Raw genomic sequence first — 17,497 nt, forward strand, 5'->3', positions numbered from 1 at the left:
CGATTGGGGTATCTAGCTCCGTCGATGCTTCCATCGCGCATCGGCGGGGACAATGGTGTTTCGGAAAAGTTTCGGAACGTTTTTGGTCGCGCGAGGCATGACGTGGCGTGGCCGGTCACCCGGGGTGCGGTACCGGCCACGCCACGCCGCCTCGGCGGTCAGGAGACGGTGCAGGCGGAGCCGTTCAGCGTGAACGCGGTGGGCCTCGGGTTGGCGCCGGTGTGGGTGCCGTTGAAGCCGAAGCTCGTCGACGCGCCCGGCGCCAGCGTCCCGTTGTAGGACAGGTTCGACGCGGTCACCGCCGTGCCGGTCTGCGTCACGTTCGCCGACCAGGCCTGCCCGACCTTCTGGCCGCTGTTGCCGAAGGTGAACGCCAGCGTCCAGCCGTTGATCGCCGTGGTGCCGGTGTTGGCGACAGTGATGTTCGCGGTGAACCCGGTGTCCCAGGTGTTCGCCGTCCAGGTCACCGCGCAGGAGCCGCCGGCGGGTGGGGCCGTGGTGGTCACCGTGACGCCGGGCGACGCGGGCGAGACGTTGCCGGCCGCGTCCACCGCCACCACTGTGAACGTGTACGTGGTGGAGGCGGTCAGCCCGGTCACCGCCAGCGTGGTGCCGGTGGCGGAGCCGACCAGGACGCTCCCGCCGCGGTAGACGCGGTACCCGGTGACGCCCACCGCGTCGGTGGACGGGCCCCAGGTCAGCGTCAGGCCGGTCGGGCCGACCGCGGAGGCGGTGGGCGTGCCGGGCGCGGTCGGTGGTGTGGTGTCCGGCGCCGGGCCGGCCGGCGTGGTGACGCTGACGGCAGCCGACGACGCGGACCGGTTGCCGGCGCCGTCGAGGGCCCGCACTGTGAACTGGTACGTCCGCTCCGGCGCCAGCCCGGTCACCGCGAGCGTGTTTGTGGTGGCGGTGCGCAGCACCAGCGCGTCGCTGCCGGTCTGCGACTGGGTGATCTCGTACCCGGCCAGACCGCTGCCGCCGGTGTCGGTGGACGCGGCCCAGGTCAGCGTGAGCCCGCTCGACGTGACGGCGGACGCGACGGGCGTGCCGGGCACTGTGGGCGCGGTGGTGTCAGGGGTGACCGGGCCGGGCTCCTCGCCCCAGACGCGGACGCCGCCGGAGTAGAGCGGCACCTTCCGGTTCGGCCCCGCGGTGGCCTGGTAGGACGGGTCGTTCGCCGGATCCCAGGTGCCGCCCTCCGGCACCCCGATCTTGAACTGGACCTCCATCCGGTGCTGTGACTGCCCGGCCGGCGCGATGGTGTAGCCGGTGCAGTCGACCTCGACGTACCAGATGTCACCGGAGAACTGCTTCGCCGTCGACGGCGACGGGCAGCCCTGGGTGTAGCCGGGCGTGACTGTCACCGGGCCGGTGCCGTCGGGCCGGAAGAAGTACCGGAACTTTCCGGTCGTCAGCGCCCGGGCCGGGAACGCCGACTTGTTGTAGATGATCGCCTTGAGCCCGGTGGCGCGCGGCTCGGCCTGCATCACAGTGGTCTCCACTGTCAGCTCGTCCAGGTCGGGCGTCTCGGCGGACGGGAAACCGGCGCGCGGGCTGCCGCCGTACTCGTTCGTGAGCCGGGCCAGCGCGGAGGTGAAGCCGGCGTTGTAGTCGGTGGCGACCTCGTTCATCACGTAGTCCGACCGGCTGTCGGTGTACGCGTCGTTGGCCGAGGACGGGCCGCCGACCAGCGCGCCGTAGAGCACGTGCCGGGTCTCGGTGGGCACGGTCTGGCTGTCCCACCAGGAGCCGTGCGCGGTGCGGTGGTGCGGGTTGCGCGGCGAGTTGGTGCCGAAGCCGATCTGGTAGCTGGAGTTGCGCGGGTTGTCGCCGAGCGCGTAGTTGATCTGCCGGACCGCGAAGTCGTGGTAGCGCGCCTTACGGGTGGTGTCCGTGGTCCTGTCGCTGTAGACGAGCGCGGCGAACGCGGTGTTGGAGGCGTACCGCAGCGCGCCCCACGAGTCGAGCACCGCCATCCCGCCGGGCGAGTACGGCACCCGCTGACCGTTGACGCCCACCGTCCAGTAGTCGAGCCACCGGTTGGCGTCGTCGACGTACTTCTGCTTGCCGGTGAGGTTCGCCAGCAGCACGTACGCGCCGAACTGCTTGTTGTCCCAGGCGATGGTCCACTTGTAGGAGCGGGTGGTGGACTGCGGCTCGGTGCCGAGCTTGTCGTACTCGCTCTCGGCCTTGGCGAGGTAGGTGGCGTCGCCGGTGGCCCGGTACAGCCAGATCGCGCCCCAGACCAGTTCGTCCTGGTAGCCGCTCCACGACTTGTAGAAGCTCGTCGCGTCGGTGATGCACTCGTGGTAGTTCTTCCGCACGGTGTCGGCGAACGTGTAGAGCTGCTTGGCGTGGCCGAGCAGCTTGTCCGCGTAGGCCGCGTCGGTGGACCGGAACACCATGGACGAGGCGGCCATCGCGGCCGCCGTCTCCCCCGCCAGGTCCGCGCCGCCACAGCTCGCGTCGATCTTGTACGCGGGCCGCGCCATCGGCATCACCTCGGCCGGACCCCACCACTTGTGGTCGTCGTCGCCCTTGCCGACCTGTCCGTAGAGGACGTTCGCGGCGGGGTGCGCCTTGACGAAGTAGTCGTTGACGAAGCGCAGGTTGTTCAGCAGGTGGGTGAGCTGGCCGGAGGCGGCGTACCCGTCGCGGTACTCGACCGCGCCCCACGCCAGCATGGTGGCGCTGAACGCCATCGGGAAGCCGAACTTCACGTGGTCGCCGGCGTCGTACCAGCCGCCGGTGAGGTCGACGCCGACGTCGGCGCCGTCGGTGAGCGCCGAGTCGCCCCGCCAGGACACCCGGTTCCAGGAGGGCTTGCGGCCCGACTGCTGCGCCTCGTAGAAGAACAGCGACTTCTGCAACGCCTCGGCGTAGTTGAACGCGGGCGCGGCCTGTGCGGCGGAGGCGGACGCGGGTGGCGGGGCGGCGACGGCCGTGGCCAGGCCGACGGCCAGCGCGGCGCCGGCGGCGAACAGCCAGCGGAGCCGGGACCGGCCTCCCGGCGGCGGAATCGGACGGGGCATGGCGAGCTCCTGTGGCTGGCGCCGGGCGGCAGCCGGAGCGGGGACGGTATCGCAGGGCTCCGGCTGCCGCGTGGCGGTGGTGGTGGGGTGTCCCTGAGAGGTTCGGGAGCGCTCCCATGGACAATCGACAATGTAATGCGCCGTTCACCACAGGGGAAGAGCGCGCTGATCCGGGCCGCCCGGGCGTACTCACGGGTAACCATCGGGAGCTGGATCACACCATCGATGCTTGTCGATATAGAGCGTGTTCGGTCCCAGCTCAGCGGCATCGTCACGGTGGTGAATGCAGCCGCCCGGGCGTCGTCGGCGGTGCGGCCGTCCTGGCATACGAGCGTACGGTTGCCCGGCCGCTCCGGCCCGCGGGACAGTACGCCTCACCTGCGGTGCCATCGACGCCGCCGCTCCCCGGACGACACTGAGGAGATCGCGATGGCTCTACGACTCGCCGAGGGCACCTCCTGGTCCGACACCCTCGCCCGGGCGGTGGCCGCCACGCCCGAGGCGTTCGGCACCGGCCCCGACGGCACCACGACGCTGCACAACCTCGTCCAGGGCGACTGGCGCGCGCTCGGCACGCCCACCGCCGTACGGACCCCGGTGGACAACACGGTGCTGGTGAACCTCGCCCGGCTCGACGCCGAGACGGCCCGCGCCGCCGTCGCCCACGCCGCCGACGCGCACCGGGAGTGGGCACAGACCCCGCTGGCCGAGCGCGTCGCCCGGGTCACCGACGCCCTCGACGCGCTCACCGCACACCGCGACCTGCTCGCCCTGCTGCTGGTCTGGGAGATCGGCAAGCCGTGGCGCCTGGCCTGCGCCGACGTGGACCGCGCGCTGGACGGCGTGCGCTGGTACGCGCAGGAGATCGAGCGGATGCTCGCCGACGGGCGGGAGCCGCTGCCCGGCCCGGTCAGCAACATCGCCTCCTGGAACTACCCGATGAGCGTGCTCGTGCACGCCGAGCTGGTGCAGCTGCTCGCCGGCAACGCGGTGATCGCCAAGACCCCGTCGCAGGGCGGCGCGGTCTGCCTCACCGTCGCGCACGCGCTGATGCGCCGCGCCGGGCTGCCCGCCACGCTGCTGTCCGGCAGCGGCGAGGAACTGTCCGAGGTGCTCGTCCGCGCACCGGAGATCGGCGCGGTGGCGTTCGTCGGCGGGCGCTCCAACGGCGGCAAGGTCGCCGCCGCGCTGCTCGACTGCGACAAGCGGCACTTCATCGAGCAGGAGGGCCTCAACGCCTGGGGCATCTGGAACTTCTCCCAGTGGGACTCGCTCGCCGCCCACCTGCGCAAGGGCTTCGAGTACGGCAAGCAGCGCTGCACCGCGTACCCCCGGTTCGTGGTCCAGCGCGACCTGGTCGACGAGTTCCTCGACATGTACCTGCCTGTGGTCCGCTCGATCCGGTTCGGGCACCCGCTCGCCGTCGGCGACGACTGGTCGGCCGGCGACCCGCTGCCCGAGCTGGACTTCGGGCCGCTGATCAGCGGGGCGAAGGCCGACGAGCTGCGGCGCAAGGTCGACGAGGCGGTACGCGGCGGCGCCGTGCCGCTGCACCGCGGCAAGCTCGACGGCGCGCCGTTCCTCGACGGGCAGGACACGTCCGCGTACGTCGCACCGGCCGTGCTGCTGGCCCCGCCCGGCCGGTCCCGCCTCATGCACGCCGAGCCGTTCGGCCCGGTCGACACCATCGTCGTGGTGGACACCACCGACGAGCTGCTGGCCCAGATGAACGCCTCCAACGGCGCGCTCGTCGCGTCGCTCGCCTGCGACGACGAGGAGCTCGCGGGCAAGCTGGCGGTGGACCTCCAGGCGTTCAAGGTGGGCATCAACAAGCCGCGGTCCCGGGGCGACCGGGACGAGCCGTTCGGCGGCCGGGGCGCGTCCTGGAAGGGCGCGTTCGTCGGCGGCGACCTGCTCGTGCAGGCGGTCACAGTCGGTGGTGACGGCCGGCTCTACGGCAACTTCCCCGACTACAACAGCTACCCGGCCACCTGATCGCACACAGACGGGCGGGGCCCCCGCATCGGGAGCCCCGCCGTGTCACCGTCCCCCGTATCGGAGGTCGGCCCGGGTGGCGCGTGACCGCGCCGGTTCCGGCCGTCGGGCCGTACCCCTCGGGTGTGCCGCGCCGTTGCGGCGCACCTCCGGGATCCGGCCGGCGGCCGTCAGTTCAACTCGACCGCTGTGCCGGCACCGTCGCCCCGGCCCGCGCGGCCGGCTCGGCCGGCGGCCGTGCGGCCAGCGGCAGCGTCGCGGTCAGCACGCCGCCGTCGCGTTCCATCGCCACCGGCCGGTCCAGCCGGCGCAGCGTCCGCAGCATCGGCGTGTTCTCGGACTGCACGTGCAGCAGCACGGCGGCGTATCCGGCCCGGTCGGCGTGGCCCACCAGGCGGCGCAGCAGCGCCGAGCCGAGGCCCCGGCGCTGCCAGTCGTCGCGGACCAGCAGCGCCGCCTCGGCCTCGTCGCCCTCGCCGAGCAGGTTCGCCATCGCCACGACCGGCTCCGCCGCCCCGCCGGAGCCCGCCGTGGCGAGCAGTGTCACGCCCCGCGCCGGTTCCAGCAGCCGGCGCAGCCGGGCCGGCGACGGGTCCGCCGCCCCGCTCAGGTAGCGCCGCTGCCGGCTGCGGGCCGAGCAGGCGGCGTGCAGGTCACGTACGCCGGGGACGTCCTCGGCGGTCGCGGCCCGCACCGACACCTCACCGCCGTCCGGCAGCACCAGCGTGATCCGGTCGGCGTCCCGCCGGGCCAGTGTCGCCGCCAGCTCGACCAGGGCCTGCGCGCGGGCGTACTCGGCCGGGGTGAAGCTGGGCTCCCGGCGGTGCAGTTCGTGGGCGCCGCCGGCCGGGTCGGCGAGCACCATCGTGGTGCCGCCCACCCCGCCCGGCGCGGTGGCGGGCGTCGGACGCCAGGTCACCGAGTCGGCGCCGAGCAGCGTCCGCAGCACCTCGCCGGTCGCCTCCGGGTCTCGCACCAGCCGCCCGGCGAGCCCGAGCAGCCGGGTCGGCTCGTCGGCCAGCCCGCGCGCCCCGCTGCGCGCGATCCAGCAGTCCCGGCCCCGCCCCCGCTCCACGGCGGCCCGCAGCTCCGCCTCGGTCACCTGCTCGGGCGCGTCGACCAGGAAGTCGTCGACCGCGCCGGCCTCGGTGGTGTGCACCTGCACGCTGAGGATGTTGACCCCGCGCAACGCGAGGCTCGCCGTGAGCACCGACAGGTAACCCGGCCGGTCGTCCACCGTGGCTCGGATCCGCCAGAGCGCCATGGTTGTCTCCCTTCCTCGGCACCGACCATGCCGTGCGCCTGTTGCGGGCCCGTTGCCCCCGGGTGACGCAGGCCGTCCGGTCAGGTGACGGTGGTCACGGGCGGCGTGCCGACCAGGTCCAGCCGGTCGCCGAGGATCACCGCGCCGGCGCGGACGAGCTGGGCGAGCCGGTCCACCTCGGTGGAGTGGAACCCGGCGGCGGCGAGCGGTTCGCTGTGGTCGCGGGCGACCACGAGCACCAGCCCGGCCCGGCCGAACGGCGCCACCGCGTAGTGGTGCCCGTCCGGGCTGGTCATGGCGCGCGCCCGCAGCGGGGTCACCTCCGGCAGCCGCGGCGGCACCGGCGCCCGCCAGCTCGCGTGGCCGATCGCGGCGACGCCGGCCTCGCCGCTGCGCGAGGCCCAGTCCAGGGGTACGACGGCGACCACCGCCCAGTCCGCGGCGAGCAGCCCCGGCACCGCGTCGACGAGCGTGGCCACCCCGTCGACCGGGTTCGCCGCCACCTGGGCGAGCAGTTCGGCGTCCTGCCCGGTGGTGGTGGGCGCGCCGATAGCCCGCCACACGCCGTCCACCCGGACGCCGGGGATCGCTGCGAGCCCGGCGAGCATCCGCTCCACCCGCGCCGCACCCGGCCAGACCACCGTGAAGTCGTCCACCGCCCGGCCGCCGAGCCGTTCCAGCACCACCACCTGCACGATGTCCGCGCCGGAGACGCCGAGTGTCCGGGCCACCTGGCCGAGCGTGCCCGGACGGTCCGGCAGGGTCACCCGAACTCTCAGCAGCATGTCTGATCCCCTCCGCTCGGCGGGCCGGCCGAGCGGCCGGCAGGCTGGGGCCCAGCCTGCCGGTTGACCATTTCGCCCCTGTTGCAAGGGCATGTCCCGCCGGGAAAACCCGACCTTGACAACAAAGCTGAGCTGCCATCAACTAATCGGATGACCGATCCGGCCGCCGATGTCGCCGCGCCCTCGACCGGTCCGGCCCCGCGCGGGCTCGACCTCGACCGGCTCGCCGCCCACCTGGCCGTCCACCGGCCGGACCTGAGCGGGCCGCTGTCGGCGCGGCTGATCGCCGGCGGCAAGTCCAACCTCACCTACCTGCTGCGCGCCGGCGACCGCGAGGTGGTGCTCCGCCGGCCGCCCCTGGGGCACGTGCTGGCCACCGCGCACGACATGGCCCGCGAGCACCGGGTAATCTCGGCGCTCGCGCCGACCGGCGTACCGGTGCCGGAGGCGCTGCTGCTGTGCGCCGACGAGAGCGTCATCGGCGCGCCGTTCTACCTGATGGCGAAGGTCGACGGCGAGGTCTACCGGCGGCGGGAGCAGACCGACGCGCTCACCGCCGCCCAGCGGCGCGACCTCGCCATGGCGATGATGGACACGCTCGCCACGCTGCACCGGGTCGAGCCGGCCGAGGTGGGGCTGGCCGACTTCGGCCGCCCGGAGGGCTACCTGGCCCGGCAGGTACGCCGCTGGGCCGGCCAGCTCGACCGGTCCCGCAGCCGGCCGCTGCCCGGCATCGACGAGCTGCGCGACGCGCTGGCCGCCAGCGTGCCCGAGGGCGCGAACGCGGGCCGGATCGTGCACGGCGACTACCGGCTGGACAACCTGCTCGCCACCGTCGACCCGGTGGCGGTGCGGGCGGTGCTCGACTGGGAGATGGCCACGCTCGGCGACCCGCTGGCCGACCTCGGGCTGCTGCTGACGTACTGGGACGTGCTCGGCGACAGCGACCACGGCGAGGGCAACCCGGTGGCCGACGGCATCGGGCCGCGCGCCGGCTTCCCGACCGGCGCCGAGCTGATCGAGCGGTACGCCGGGCGCAGCGACGTCGACGTCGGCCCGCTGCACTGGCACGTGGCACTCGGCTGTTTCAAGCTCGCGGTGATCTGCGAGGGCATCCACTACCGGCACACGCTCGGCCAGACGCTGGGCGAGGGCTTCGACCGGATCGGCGACATGGTGGCGCCGCTCGTGGCACACGGACTGCACGCGGTGAGGGAGAGCTAGATGGAGTTCGCGTACGACGACCGGACGGTCGAGCTGCGGCAGCGGCTGGAGGCGTTCCTCACCGAGTGCGTGTACCCGGCCGAGCCGGTACACCACGAGCAGGTGGCCGCGGCCGGCGACCCGTGGGCCCGCCCGCCGGTGATGGAGGAACTCAAAGCCGAGGCGCGGGCGCGCGGGCTGTGGAACCTGTTCCTGCCCGACGCCCGCTACGGCGCCGGGCTGACCAACCTCCAGTACGCGCCGCTGGCCGAGCTGACCGGCCGCAGCCCGCACCTGGCCCCGGAGGCGCTCAACTGCGCCGCGCCGGACACCGGCAACATGGAACTGCTGGCCGAGTTCGGCTCCGAGGAGCAGCGCAAGCAGTGGCTCATGCCGCTGCTCGCCGGTGAGATCCGGTCCGCGTTCTGCATGACCGAGCCGGAGGTGGCGTCCTCCGACGCGACGAACATCGCCACCCGGATCACCCGCGACGGCGACCACTACGTGATCAACGGCCGCAAGTGGTGGTCGTCCGGGGCGATGGACCCGCGCTGCGAGATCTTCATCGTGATGGGCAAGACCGACCCGGACGCCGACCGGCACCGCCAGCAGAGCATGATCCTGGTCCCCCGGGACACCCCCGGCGTGACCGTACGGCGCGGGATGCGGGTCTTCGGCTACAGCGACGCCCCGCACGGCGGGCACGCCGAGATCGACTTTTCAGACGTCCGGGTGCCGGTGGACAACCTGGTCGGCGAGGAGGGCACCGGGTTCGCCATCGCCCAGGCCCGGCTCGGCCCCGGCCGGATCCACCACTGCATGCGCCTGGTCGGCATGGCCGAGCGGGCCCTGGAGCTGCTCTGCCGGCGCGTGCTCGACCGGATCGCGTTCGGCCGCCCGCTCGCCGAGCAGGGCGTGGTCCGCGAGTGGATCGCCGAGTCGCGGGTCCGGATCGAGCAGGCCCGCCTGCTGGTGCTCAAGACCGCGTGGCTGATGGACACCGTCGGCAACAAGGGCGCGCACAGCGAGATCCAGGCCATCAAGATCGCCACGCCGCTGATGGCCGAGTGGGTGATCGACAAGGCCATCCAGGCGTACGGCGGGGCCGGGGTCAGCCAGGACACCCCGCTGGCCGAGCTGTGGGCGCAGGCCCGCACGTTGCGCCTGGCCGACGGCCCGGACGAGGTCCACCGCGCGTCGCTGGCCCGCCGCGAACTGCGCCGCTGGTCCTGACCGCTCCCCCGTCGCCGGGGGTGGGTCAGCCGGAGGCCCGGTGGATCAGCTCGGTGTCCAGCAGCACGTGCGGGGAGGGGACCTCCTCGCCCCGGATGCGGGACACCAGCAGCCGGGCCATCTGCCGGCCCATCTCCTCCACCGGCTGGAACACGGTGGTGAGCGGCGGCTCGGCCTGACGCGCGATCGGGGCGTCGTCGAAGCCGATCACCGCCACGTCCTCGGGCACCCGGCGGCCGGCCTCGCGCAACGCGCGCAGCGCGCCGAACGCCATCAGGTCGGAGGCCACGAACACGGCGTCCAGCTCCGGGCAGACGTCGAGCAGCCGGCGCATGGCCGCGGTGCCGCTGCCCTCACTGAAGTCCCCGTACGCGATCAGGCCCGGATCGACCCGGCCGCCAGCCGCGCGCACGGCCTCCTGGTAGCCGGAGAGCCGGGCCAGGCCGGCGCCCATGTCCTGCGGGCCCGCGATGGTCGCGACCCGCCGGCGGCCCTGGCGGAACAGGTGCTCCACCGCCTGCCGCGCGCCGCCGACGTTGTCCATGTCGACGAACCACGCCGGCTGCGCGTTCGGGTGCAGCATCCGCGCCGGACGGCCGCCGAGCACCGTCGGCAGGCCGCGCTCCTCCAGCAGCGTGGGCAGCGGGTCGGCGTCGTGCAGGGACAGCAGGAGTACGCCGTCCACGTGCTGGTTGGTCAGGTGGTGCTCGACCCGTTCCCGCTCGATCGGCGACTGCACCATGGCCAGCCAGAGCTGCATCGGCGTCTCCACCAGCCCGGAGCTGACGCCCCGGACGATGGCCGCGAAGAACGGCTCGGTGAAGACCCGCTCCCCCGACTCGGACACGACCAGTGCGACCGAGTCGGTCCGCTGGGTGACCAGCGCACGGGCGGCACGGTTCGGCACGTACCCCAGTTCGGCGATGGCCTGCTGGACGGCGGCCCGGGCCTCCGGACTGACCTGCGGCGAGCCGTTGACCACGCGGGAGACCGTGCCGCGCCCGACGCCGGCGCGGGCCGCGACCGCGTCGAGGGTCGGACGCCCGAGCGAGCGGGTGCGCTGCGTTGTCATCGTTGTGCTCCTCCGACGGTCGGGCGGACCCGGCACCGATTGAGGCGTCGGCGCCGGGCCGCCCGTTACTGGCTGGCCCAGCTTATTGTGCGGGCAGTCCATTGCGTCGGATCACGTCGGCGTACCACCTGGCGCTGGACTTCGCGATCCGGGCCTGGCTGTCGTAGTCGACATAGACCATGCCGAACCGCTTCGTGTAACCCCAGGCCCACTCGAAGTTGTCCAGGAGCGACCAGGCGAAGTAGCCCTTGAGCGGCACGCCGGCCTCGATCGCGGCGTGCGCCGCGCGCAGGTGAGCGGCGAAGTAGGCCAGCCGGTCCGGGTCGTCCACCCGGCCGTCGACCAGCTCGTCGACGAACGCCGAGCCGTTCTCGGTGACGTAGAGCGGCAGGTCGGTGTACTCCCGGTGGACCCGCTCCAGCGTCTCCACCAGGCCCGGGGCGTCGATCTCCCAGTCCATGTCCGTCACCGGGACACCCCGGGTGACGAACCGGACGTCCTCGCTGCCCGGCCAGCAGGACGGCGCCCGCCAGTAGGGCTCCGGCTCCGCGCCGTCGACCGGCGCGGCCACCACGTGCCGGCTGTAGTAGTTGACCCCGACCATGTCCAGCGGCGTGGAGATGGTCGCCAGGTCACCGTCGCGCACGTGCCCCATGTCGGTGACCTGACGCAGGTCCGCGACGAGGTCCGCCGGGTACGACCCGCGCAGCACCGGGTCCAGGAAGAACCGGTTCGCCAGCGCGTCGATCCGGCGGGCCGCGTCGGCGTCCGCCGCCGACCCGCTCGCCGGGGTCACCGGGTACAGGTTGACGGTGATGCCGAGCTGCGCGTCCGGGCGGACCGCGCGTACCGCCTGCACGGCCAGGCCGTGACCGAGCATCAGGTGGTGCCCGGCCCGGACCGCGTCCGCGCCGTCGGAGCGGCCCGGCGCGTGCACGCCGGAGCCGTAGCCGAGGAACGCCGAGCACCACGGCTCGTTCAGCGTGGTGAAGTACTTCACCCGGTCACCGAGCGCCTCGGCGACCAGGTGGGCGTACTCGGCGAAGCGGGCCGCGGTGTCCCGGGCCGGCCAGCCGCCCGCGTCCTCCAGCGGCTGCGGCATGTCCCAGTGGTAGAGCGTCAGCCACGGCTCGATGCCGTGGCCGAGCAGCTCGTCGACCAGCCGGCGGTAGAAGTCCATGCCCTCCTGGTTGACCCCGCCGGTGCCGCCCGGCTGCACCCGCGGCCAGCTCACCGAGAAGCGGTACGACCGCAGGCCCAGGTCGGCCATCAGCCGCACGTCGTCAGGCATCCGGTGGTAGTGGTCACACGCCACGTCGCCGGTGTGCCCGGCCACCGTCCGGCCCTCGGTGTGGCTGAAGGTGTCCCAGATCGACGGGGTACGGCCGCCCTCCGTCGCCCCGCCCTCGATCTGGTACGCGGCGGTGGCCGCGCCCCAGAGGAAGTCGGACGGGAAGGTGAGGGCCGGACCGGCGTCGAGGACGCCGACGGCGGGCGGGCTTGCTGGGTTGCTCACGACTTGACGGCGCCTTCCATGATGCCGCCGATGATCTGGCGGCCGAACAGAACGAACACGACGAACAGGGGCAGGGTCGCGATCAACGTACCGGCGAAGATCTGCGAGTTGTCGGCGAAGTAGGCGGTGTTGAGGCTGCGCAGCGAGATCTGGACGGTCGGGTTGGACGGGTCCGCCAGCACCACGAACGGCCAGAAGAACTGGTTCCACTGCTCCATGAAGGTCAGCAGGCCCAGCACCGCGGCGGCCGGACGCAGCGCGGGTGCCACCACGTGCCAGTACACCCGCCAGGTCGAGCAGCCGTCCACCCGGGCGGCCTCGATCAACTCGTTCGGTACCGCCTGCTCGGCGTACTGGCGCATCATGAAGATGCCGAAACCGCCGATCAGGAACGGGACGGTCACCGACGGCATGGTGTTCAGCCAGTCGAGCTTGGCCATCAGGATGTAGAGCGGCAGCACGCCGAGCTGGATCGGCACCATCATCGAGGTGAGGATGATCAGCAGCAGCGCGTTCTTGCCCCGGAAGCGGAGCTTGGCGAACGCGAAGCCGGCCAGCGAGCCGAAGAACACGGTCGCGACGGTGATCGTCCCGGAGACCAGGAACGAGTTCATCAGGCCCTTGACGATGTTGGCGTCGCTGTTGGCGAGCACCCGCTCGATGTTCTCGCCGAGCTTGCCGCCGGGCAGGAACGGCGGCGGCCAGGAGTTGGCCGCGTCGTTCGTCCGGCTGGCGATCACGATCATCCAGTAGAACGGGAACAGGGACAGCAGCACGCCGAAGATCAGGCCGATCATGGTGAGCGGGCTGGCCTTCCAGAGCCGCTCGGCCCGGTGGGCGGTCTTGACCGGCGGACTCTGCCGGGTGGGCGGGCGGACGGCGGTGGTCGTCATCTCGTCACCTCACTTGTCGGAGCTGATGCGGCGGGCGAGCAGGTAGTTGATCGCCGACATCAACGCGATGAGCACGAAGAGCACGAGCGCGACCGCCCCGGCGTAGCCCCACCGGAAGCGCTGGTTCATCACGTCGAGCAGGTACATCGTGATGGTCTGGAACTGGCCCTCCGAACCACCGGAGAGACCGCCCGAGCCGCTGGTGAACAGCAGGGGCTCGGTGAACAGCTGGAGGCCGCCGATGGTGGAGATGATCAGCGTGAAGATGATCGTGGGGCGCAGCTGCGGGACCGTGATGGACCAGAACTGGCGCCGCCGGGAGGCGCCGTCCAGCGCCGCGGCCTCGTACATGTCCTTGCTGATCGACTGCATGGCGGCCAGGTAGATCAGCGCGTTGTAGCCGACCCAGCGCCAGTCGACCATGGTGGAGATGGCGAACCAGGAGGCGAAGCGGTTCGCCCGCCAGTCGATCGGGTCCAGGCCGACGCTGTCGAGCAGCCAGTTGACCAGGCCGAAGTCCTTGGCGTAGATCATCGAGAAGATCAGCGCGACCACAGCGGTCGAGGTGATGATCGGCATCGCGATGGCCATCCGGAAGAACGTCTGCGCGCGCAGCTTCCGGTTCAGCGCGTTGGCGAGCATCAGTGCCAGCAGCAGCTGGGGCACTGTGGAGAGCAGGAACATGCCGAACGTGTTGACCACCGCGTTCCAGAACTGCGGATCCTCGGTGATCAGTTCGACGAAGTTGTCCATCCCGACGAAGGAGATCGTCGAGTTCAGCGGCGACCGGTCGGTCAGCGCGATCCAGACCGTGTACGCGATCGGGTACACACCGAACACGGCGAAGATCACGAAGAACGGCAGGACGTACAGGTACGGCGAGTACTTCAGGTCCAGCCGGGTCATCGAGGCGGCGCGGCGGCGTGTGTGCCGTGCGGCGCGCGGCGCGCCGGGCTCGGGCGGCGCCGCGGCGTGCAGGTCGAGGCTCATGGGGAGTCCTTCTCCTCGGCCGGCGTCACCCGCCACACGGGCGACGCCGGACTCTGCGGGCACCGCGGGTGGCTCAACCGGTCACTTACCGGCGGCCGCACCGTTCTTCAGGGCCGCCTGCCACTGCTCGTCGGCCGACTTGCCCTGCTCCACGGCGCGCAGCGTGTTCTCCACGGCGGTGCGGACCGCGTTGTTCTTCGGGCCGAGGTAGACCGGCTTCAGGTCGGTGGCGCCGGCGGCGAAGATCTTGCCGACCGGGGCCTTGCTGAAGTAGTCGTTGGTCGAGTCGGCCACGGCCGGGTCGGTGAGCGCCTGCGGGTTCGAGGGCAGGTTGCCGACCGCCTTGTACGCGCCGATCTGGCCCTTGGCGCTGGTCAGGAACTTGGCCAGCTCCGCGGCCTCCTTCTGGTGCTTGCTCGACTTCGGCACGCCGAGGAAGGAGCCGCCCCAGTTGCCACCGGCGCCCGGCGCCTTGGCGATGTCCCACTTGCCGGCCGCCGCGTCACCGGCCTGGCCCTTGATGACACCGGTCATCCAGGCGGGGCAGGCGATGGTGGCGAAGGTGCCGTTCTTGAAGCCGGCGTTCCACTCGTTGGAGAACGACTGGAGGTTGTTGGACAGCCCGGCGGCGATCATCTTGGTGGTGAGCTGGTACGCGGCCTGCACGTCCGGGTTCTGGTCGATGACCAGCTTGTTGCTCTTGTCGTAGTAGGTGTAGCCGGTGCCCTGGCCCGCGATCTGCATCAGCACCACGTTGTAGAAGTTGGTCGCCGAGTCGACGAACTTGTGCTTCTTGTCGGCGGCGGCGAACTTCTGGCCGGTGGCGATGAACTCGTCCCAGGTCGGCCAGAGCGCGCCGACCTGCTCGCGGTCGGTGGGCAGCCCGGCGGCCTTGAACAGGTCGCTGCGGTAGCACAGCGCCATCGAGCCGACGTCGGTGCCGAGGCCCAGCACCTTGCCGTCGGGGGTGGTGCCCTGCTCCCACTTCCACGGCAGGAAGTTGCCCTTGAGGTCGTTCGCGCCGTGGTCGGCCAGGTTCACGAACTTGTCGGCCTGGGCGTAGAACTGGACGATGGTGCCCTCTTCCAGGGCCACCACGTCGCCGGCACCCGAGCCCGCGGTGATCTGCTGGGTCAGACGGGTGTTGTAGTCACCGAGGCCGAGGCCCTTGCCCCGCTCCTGGATCTTGACGTTCGGGTGCTCCGCTTCGTACTGCTTGTACAGCTCTTCGTAGCCGAAGCCCTGGTCGCCGAAGACGTCGACGACCAGGGTGACCGGGCCGCCGCCGCTGCCGCTGTCGCCGCTGTCCGAGTCGTCGCCGCAGGCGGCGGTGGTGCCGAGCACGACGACGGACGCGAGCGCGATGGCCGCGAACCGCCGACGACGGATTGGGACGCTCATCCGAGACCCCTCTTTCGGTGGTGAGGCGATATCTGCTGTGTGGTGGGGGGTGCGTTTCGCGCGGGCCGGAGCGGGCAGGAGGGAGATCCGCACCACTCTCGGGAGCGCTCCCATGAGGTTGCCGGGAGGTGACAGGGGTGTCAATAGACCGTTGGGAGCGTTCCCATTTCGTTACCGCGTCGGCGTGCGGCGCCTGCGCGGGGACCGCGCGGTCAGCGGTGCGGCGGTGGTGCCGCGGGTGGCGCGGTCGGTGACGCGGCAGGTGCGCGCGGTCGGCGGCCCGGCAGGTGCGCGGTCGGCGGCCCGGCAGGTGCGCGCGGTCGGTGACGCGGCGGGTGCGCGCGGTCGGTGGCCCGGCTGGTCGTGCGGTCGGCGGTGCAGTGGTCGCGCGGTTCGGCGGTGCAGTCGGCCGCGCGGTCGGCGGCGCGAGGGATCGGGTCAGCAGCAGCGGCGCAGCAGGACGGTGGCGCGGTCCGGGTCGAACACGCCCGGATCGAACGCCGGGCCGGCCCACTCCCGCATGGTCGGATGCTCCGGATGCGCGGGATCGGCGAGCGCGGCCAGCAGGACCGCGTACCCGCCCGGACCGCCCACGTCCTCCGGCGGGCAGGCCCGCTCCCCGTCCAGGCACAGCGGGTAGCGCTCGTCCGGGTCGGCGGCGCAGCAGTCCTCCACCACCAGGTCGTGCTCCCACCAGTCACCGAAGTCGTAGGTGTAGCGGAACCGGTCGCCCTTGCCCACGAGCGCGTCCAGCCGGACGTCCAGCTCGTCGCGCAGCGCCAGCTCGCCGTCCGGGTCGGGCTCGCCGTACTGCCGGCCGTCCACGTCGAACGAGTGCAGGTGGCAGTCGCGCCAGCCCATCGCGTGCTGGATCACCCGGTGCAGCCGGTCCAGCGTGTAGCCGCCGGGCACCAGCACCCGCCGCCACACCGGCGGCCGGACGCCGGCCAGCGACACCATGAGCTGGAAGATCTGACGCGACACGACGTCCCATCCTTCCTGGGCATAGGCTGCCTGCATGATCTGCCGAGCCTGCCGGGAACGGCGGCACGACGACTGTCCTGGCCGGAAGTGGTGCGACTGCCAGCACCGTACCCCCGAACCCGCCCCTCCGGTCACCGGTCCGGCCGGCGAATGACCGTCGGAACCCCGATCGAACGGATCTGGCCCGCACCCGTCACCGGTGCGCTCACCGATCCGCAGCTCACCGCGCTCTACGGCCGGACGGCCGGCCCGCACCTGCGGGTCAACTTCGTCGCCAGCGCCGACGGCGCGGTCACTCTGGACGGATACTCGGCCGGGCTCTCCGGCGAGCCGGACAAGCGGGTCTTCGGCCTGCTGCGGATGCTCTGCGACGGTCTCGTGGTGGCTGCCGGCACACTGCGCCACGAGGGTTACCGGGCGGTCCGGCTGAGCCCGGAACGCCGGGCCTGGCGCCGCGAGCAGGGGCTGGCCGAGTACCCCACGCTGGTGGTCGTCTCCGGTTCGCTCGACCTCGACCCGGCGCAGGCCGCGTTCGCAGACGCCCCGGTCCGGCCGATCGTGCTCACCCACGCCGACGCCGTACCGCCGCCCGGGCTGGCCGACGTCGCCGACGTGATCCGCTGCGGCACCGACACGGCCGACGACGCTGGGCAGGCCGACGGCACCGGGCAGCCTGGTGGCGCCGGCCAGCCCGACGACGGTGCCGGACGGGTCGACGGCAGCGGCCCGACCGACGGGACCGGGCGGATCGGCGGCGCCGGTCAGTCCGACGGCAGCGGCCCGACCGACGGCTCCGGGCGGACCGGTGGCACCGGTCAGTCCGACGGCAGCGGCCCGACCGACGGCTCCGGGCGGACCGGTGGTGCCGGGCGGATTCGCGGCGCCGGGCGGGTCGATCTCGTCGCCGGCCTGGCCGAGTTGCGTCGGCGCGGGCTCGGCCAACTGCTCTGCGAGGGCGGCCCGCACCTGTTCGGCGCGCTCACCGCCGCCGACCTGGTCGACGAACTGTGCCTGACCGTGGCGCCGCTGCTCGCCGGCGCCGGGCCGGGCCGGATCACCGCCGGAGACGCCAGCGTCCCGCGTCACCTGCCGCTGCGGCACGTGCTGGCCGCCGGCGACGGCGTGCTGA

Annotated in this window: 12 protein-coding genes and 2 pseudogenes; 5 read left to right on the forward strand and 9 right to left on the reverse strand. The window is 72.5% G+C overall.

Features of this window, described 5'->3' with window-relative positions; genetic code table 11:
- Window positions 1-158: 158 nt before the first annotated feature.
- The gene (locus tag ABD52_RS18815; protein ID WP_047892675.1) at window positions 159-3,032 is read right to left on the reverse strand and encodes a glycoside hydrolase family 9 protein; all 2,874 of its coding nucleotides are present in this window, start codon (window positions 3,030-3,032) and stop codon (window positions 159-161) included.
- Between the two features lie 429 nt (window positions 3,033-3,461).
- Here ABD52_RS18815 and ABD52_RS18820 point away from each other — a divergent pair, with 429 nt between their 5' ends.
- Window positions 3,462-5,027, forward strand: a complete 1,566-nt coding sequence (locus ABD52_RS18820; RefSeq protein WP_030274673.1) for an aldehyde dehydrogenase family protein — start codon at window positions 3,462-3,464, stop codon at window positions 5,025-5,027.
- 175 nt (window positions 5,028-5,202) lie between these two features.
- Here the strand turns inward: ABD52_RS18820 and ABD52_RS18825 are convergent, their stop codons facing one another.
- Complete coding sequence (locus ABD52_RS18825) at window positions 5,203-6,291, reverse strand: GNAT family N-acetyltransferase (protein ID WP_047892676.1); 1,089 nt, start codon at window positions 6,289-6,291, stop codon at window positions 5,203-5,205.
- 80 nt (window positions 6,292-6,371) lie between these two features.
- Window positions 6,372-7,076, reverse strand: coding sequence for an amino acid-binding protein (locus tag ABD52_RS18830; RefSeq protein WP_013474552.1), 705 nt, complete (start codon window positions 7,074-7,076; stop codon window positions 6,372-6,374).
- Between the two features lie 150 nt (window positions 7,077-7,226).
- On the opposite strand from ABD52_RS18830, the gene ABD52_RS18835 reads away from it, so the two are divergent.
- Window positions 7,227-8,300: a phosphotransferase family protein gene (locus ABD52_RS18835; RefSeq protein ID WP_013284861.1), complete on the forward strand. Its 1,074-nt coding sequence runs from the start codon at window positions 7,227-7,229 to the stop codon at window positions 8,298-8,300.
- Window positions 8,301-9,512, forward strand: a complete 1,212-nt coding sequence (locus ABD52_RS18840; protein WP_047892677.1) for an acyl-CoA dehydrogenase family protein — start codon at window positions 8,301-8,303, stop codon at window positions 9,510-9,512. It abuts the gene before it with no gap.
- 25 nt (window positions 9,513-9,537) lie between these two features.
- Here the strand turns inward: ABD52_RS18840 and ABD52_RS18845 are convergent, their stop codons facing one another.
- The 6 genes from ABD52_RS18845 to ABD52_RS18870 form a co-directional block, all read right to left on the reverse strand.
- Window positions 9,538-10,584 carry a LacI family DNA-binding transcriptional regulator gene (locus ABD52_RS18845; protein WP_013284859.1) on the reverse strand — a complete coding sequence of 349 codons (1,047 nt, stop codon included), beginning with the start codon at window positions 10,582-10,584 and terminating at the stop codon, window positions 9,538-9,540.
- An 82-nt stretch (window positions 10,585-10,666) separates the two neighbouring features.
- The gene (locus tag ABD52_RS18850; protein ID WP_047892678.1) at window positions 10,667-12,100 is read right to left on the reverse strand and encodes a GH1 family beta-glucosidase; all 1,434 of its coding nucleotides are present in this window, start codon (window positions 12,098-12,100) and stop codon (window positions 10,667-10,669) included.
- Window positions 12,097-12,897 (reverse strand): carbohydrate ABC transporter permease, encoded by an 801-nt coding sequence (locus ABD52_RS18855; protein WP_030274682.1) that lies wholly within the window; start codon window positions 12,895-12,897, stop codon window positions 12,097-12,099. The genes ABD52_RS18850 and ABD52_RS18855 overlap by 4 nt, the downstream gene beginning before the upstream one ends.
- 105 nt (window positions 12,898-13,002) lie before the next feature.
- Window positions 13,003-13,983: a carbohydrate ABC transporter permease gene (locus tag ABD52_RS18860; RefSeq protein WP_013284856.1), complete on the reverse strand. Its 981-nt coding sequence runs from the start codon at window positions 13,981-13,983 to the stop codon at window positions 13,003-13,005.
- 81 nt (window positions 13,984-14,064) lie between these two features.
- Complete coding sequence (locus ABD52_RS18865) at window positions 14,065-15,384, reverse strand: ABC transporter substrate-binding protein (protein WP_013284855.1); 1,320 nt, start codon at window positions 15,382-15,384, stop codon at window positions 14,065-14,067.
- Between the two features lie 438 nt (window positions 15,385-15,822).
- Window positions 15,823-16,368, reverse strand: a complete 546-nt coding sequence (locus ABD52_RS18870; RefSeq protein WP_041784165.1) for a plasmid pRiA4b ORF-3 family protein — start codon at window positions 16,366-16,368, stop codon at window positions 15,823-15,825.
- A 150-nt stretch (window positions 16,369-16,518) separates the two neighbouring features.
- Between ABD52_RS18870 and ABD52_RS40860 the strand changes: the two are divergent.
- Together ABD52_RS40860 and ABD52_RS40865 are read left to right on the forward strand one after the other, a co-directional pair.
- A pseudogene (locus ABD52_RS40860) lies at window positions 16,519-16,995 on the forward strand (dihydrofolate reductase family protein); the annotation flags it as partial.
- 261 nt (window positions 16,996-17,256) lie between these two features.
- Window positions 17,257-17,497: pseudogene (locus ABD52_RS40865) on the forward strand (dihydrofolate reductase family protein); the annotation flags it as partial.

The organism is Micromonospora sp. RV43 (assembly GCF_001029515.1).
In the GTDB taxonomy this organism is placed as follows: domain Bacteria; phylum Actinomycetota; class Actinomycetes; order Mycobacteriales; family Micromonosporaceae; genus Micromonospora; species Micromonospora aurantiaca.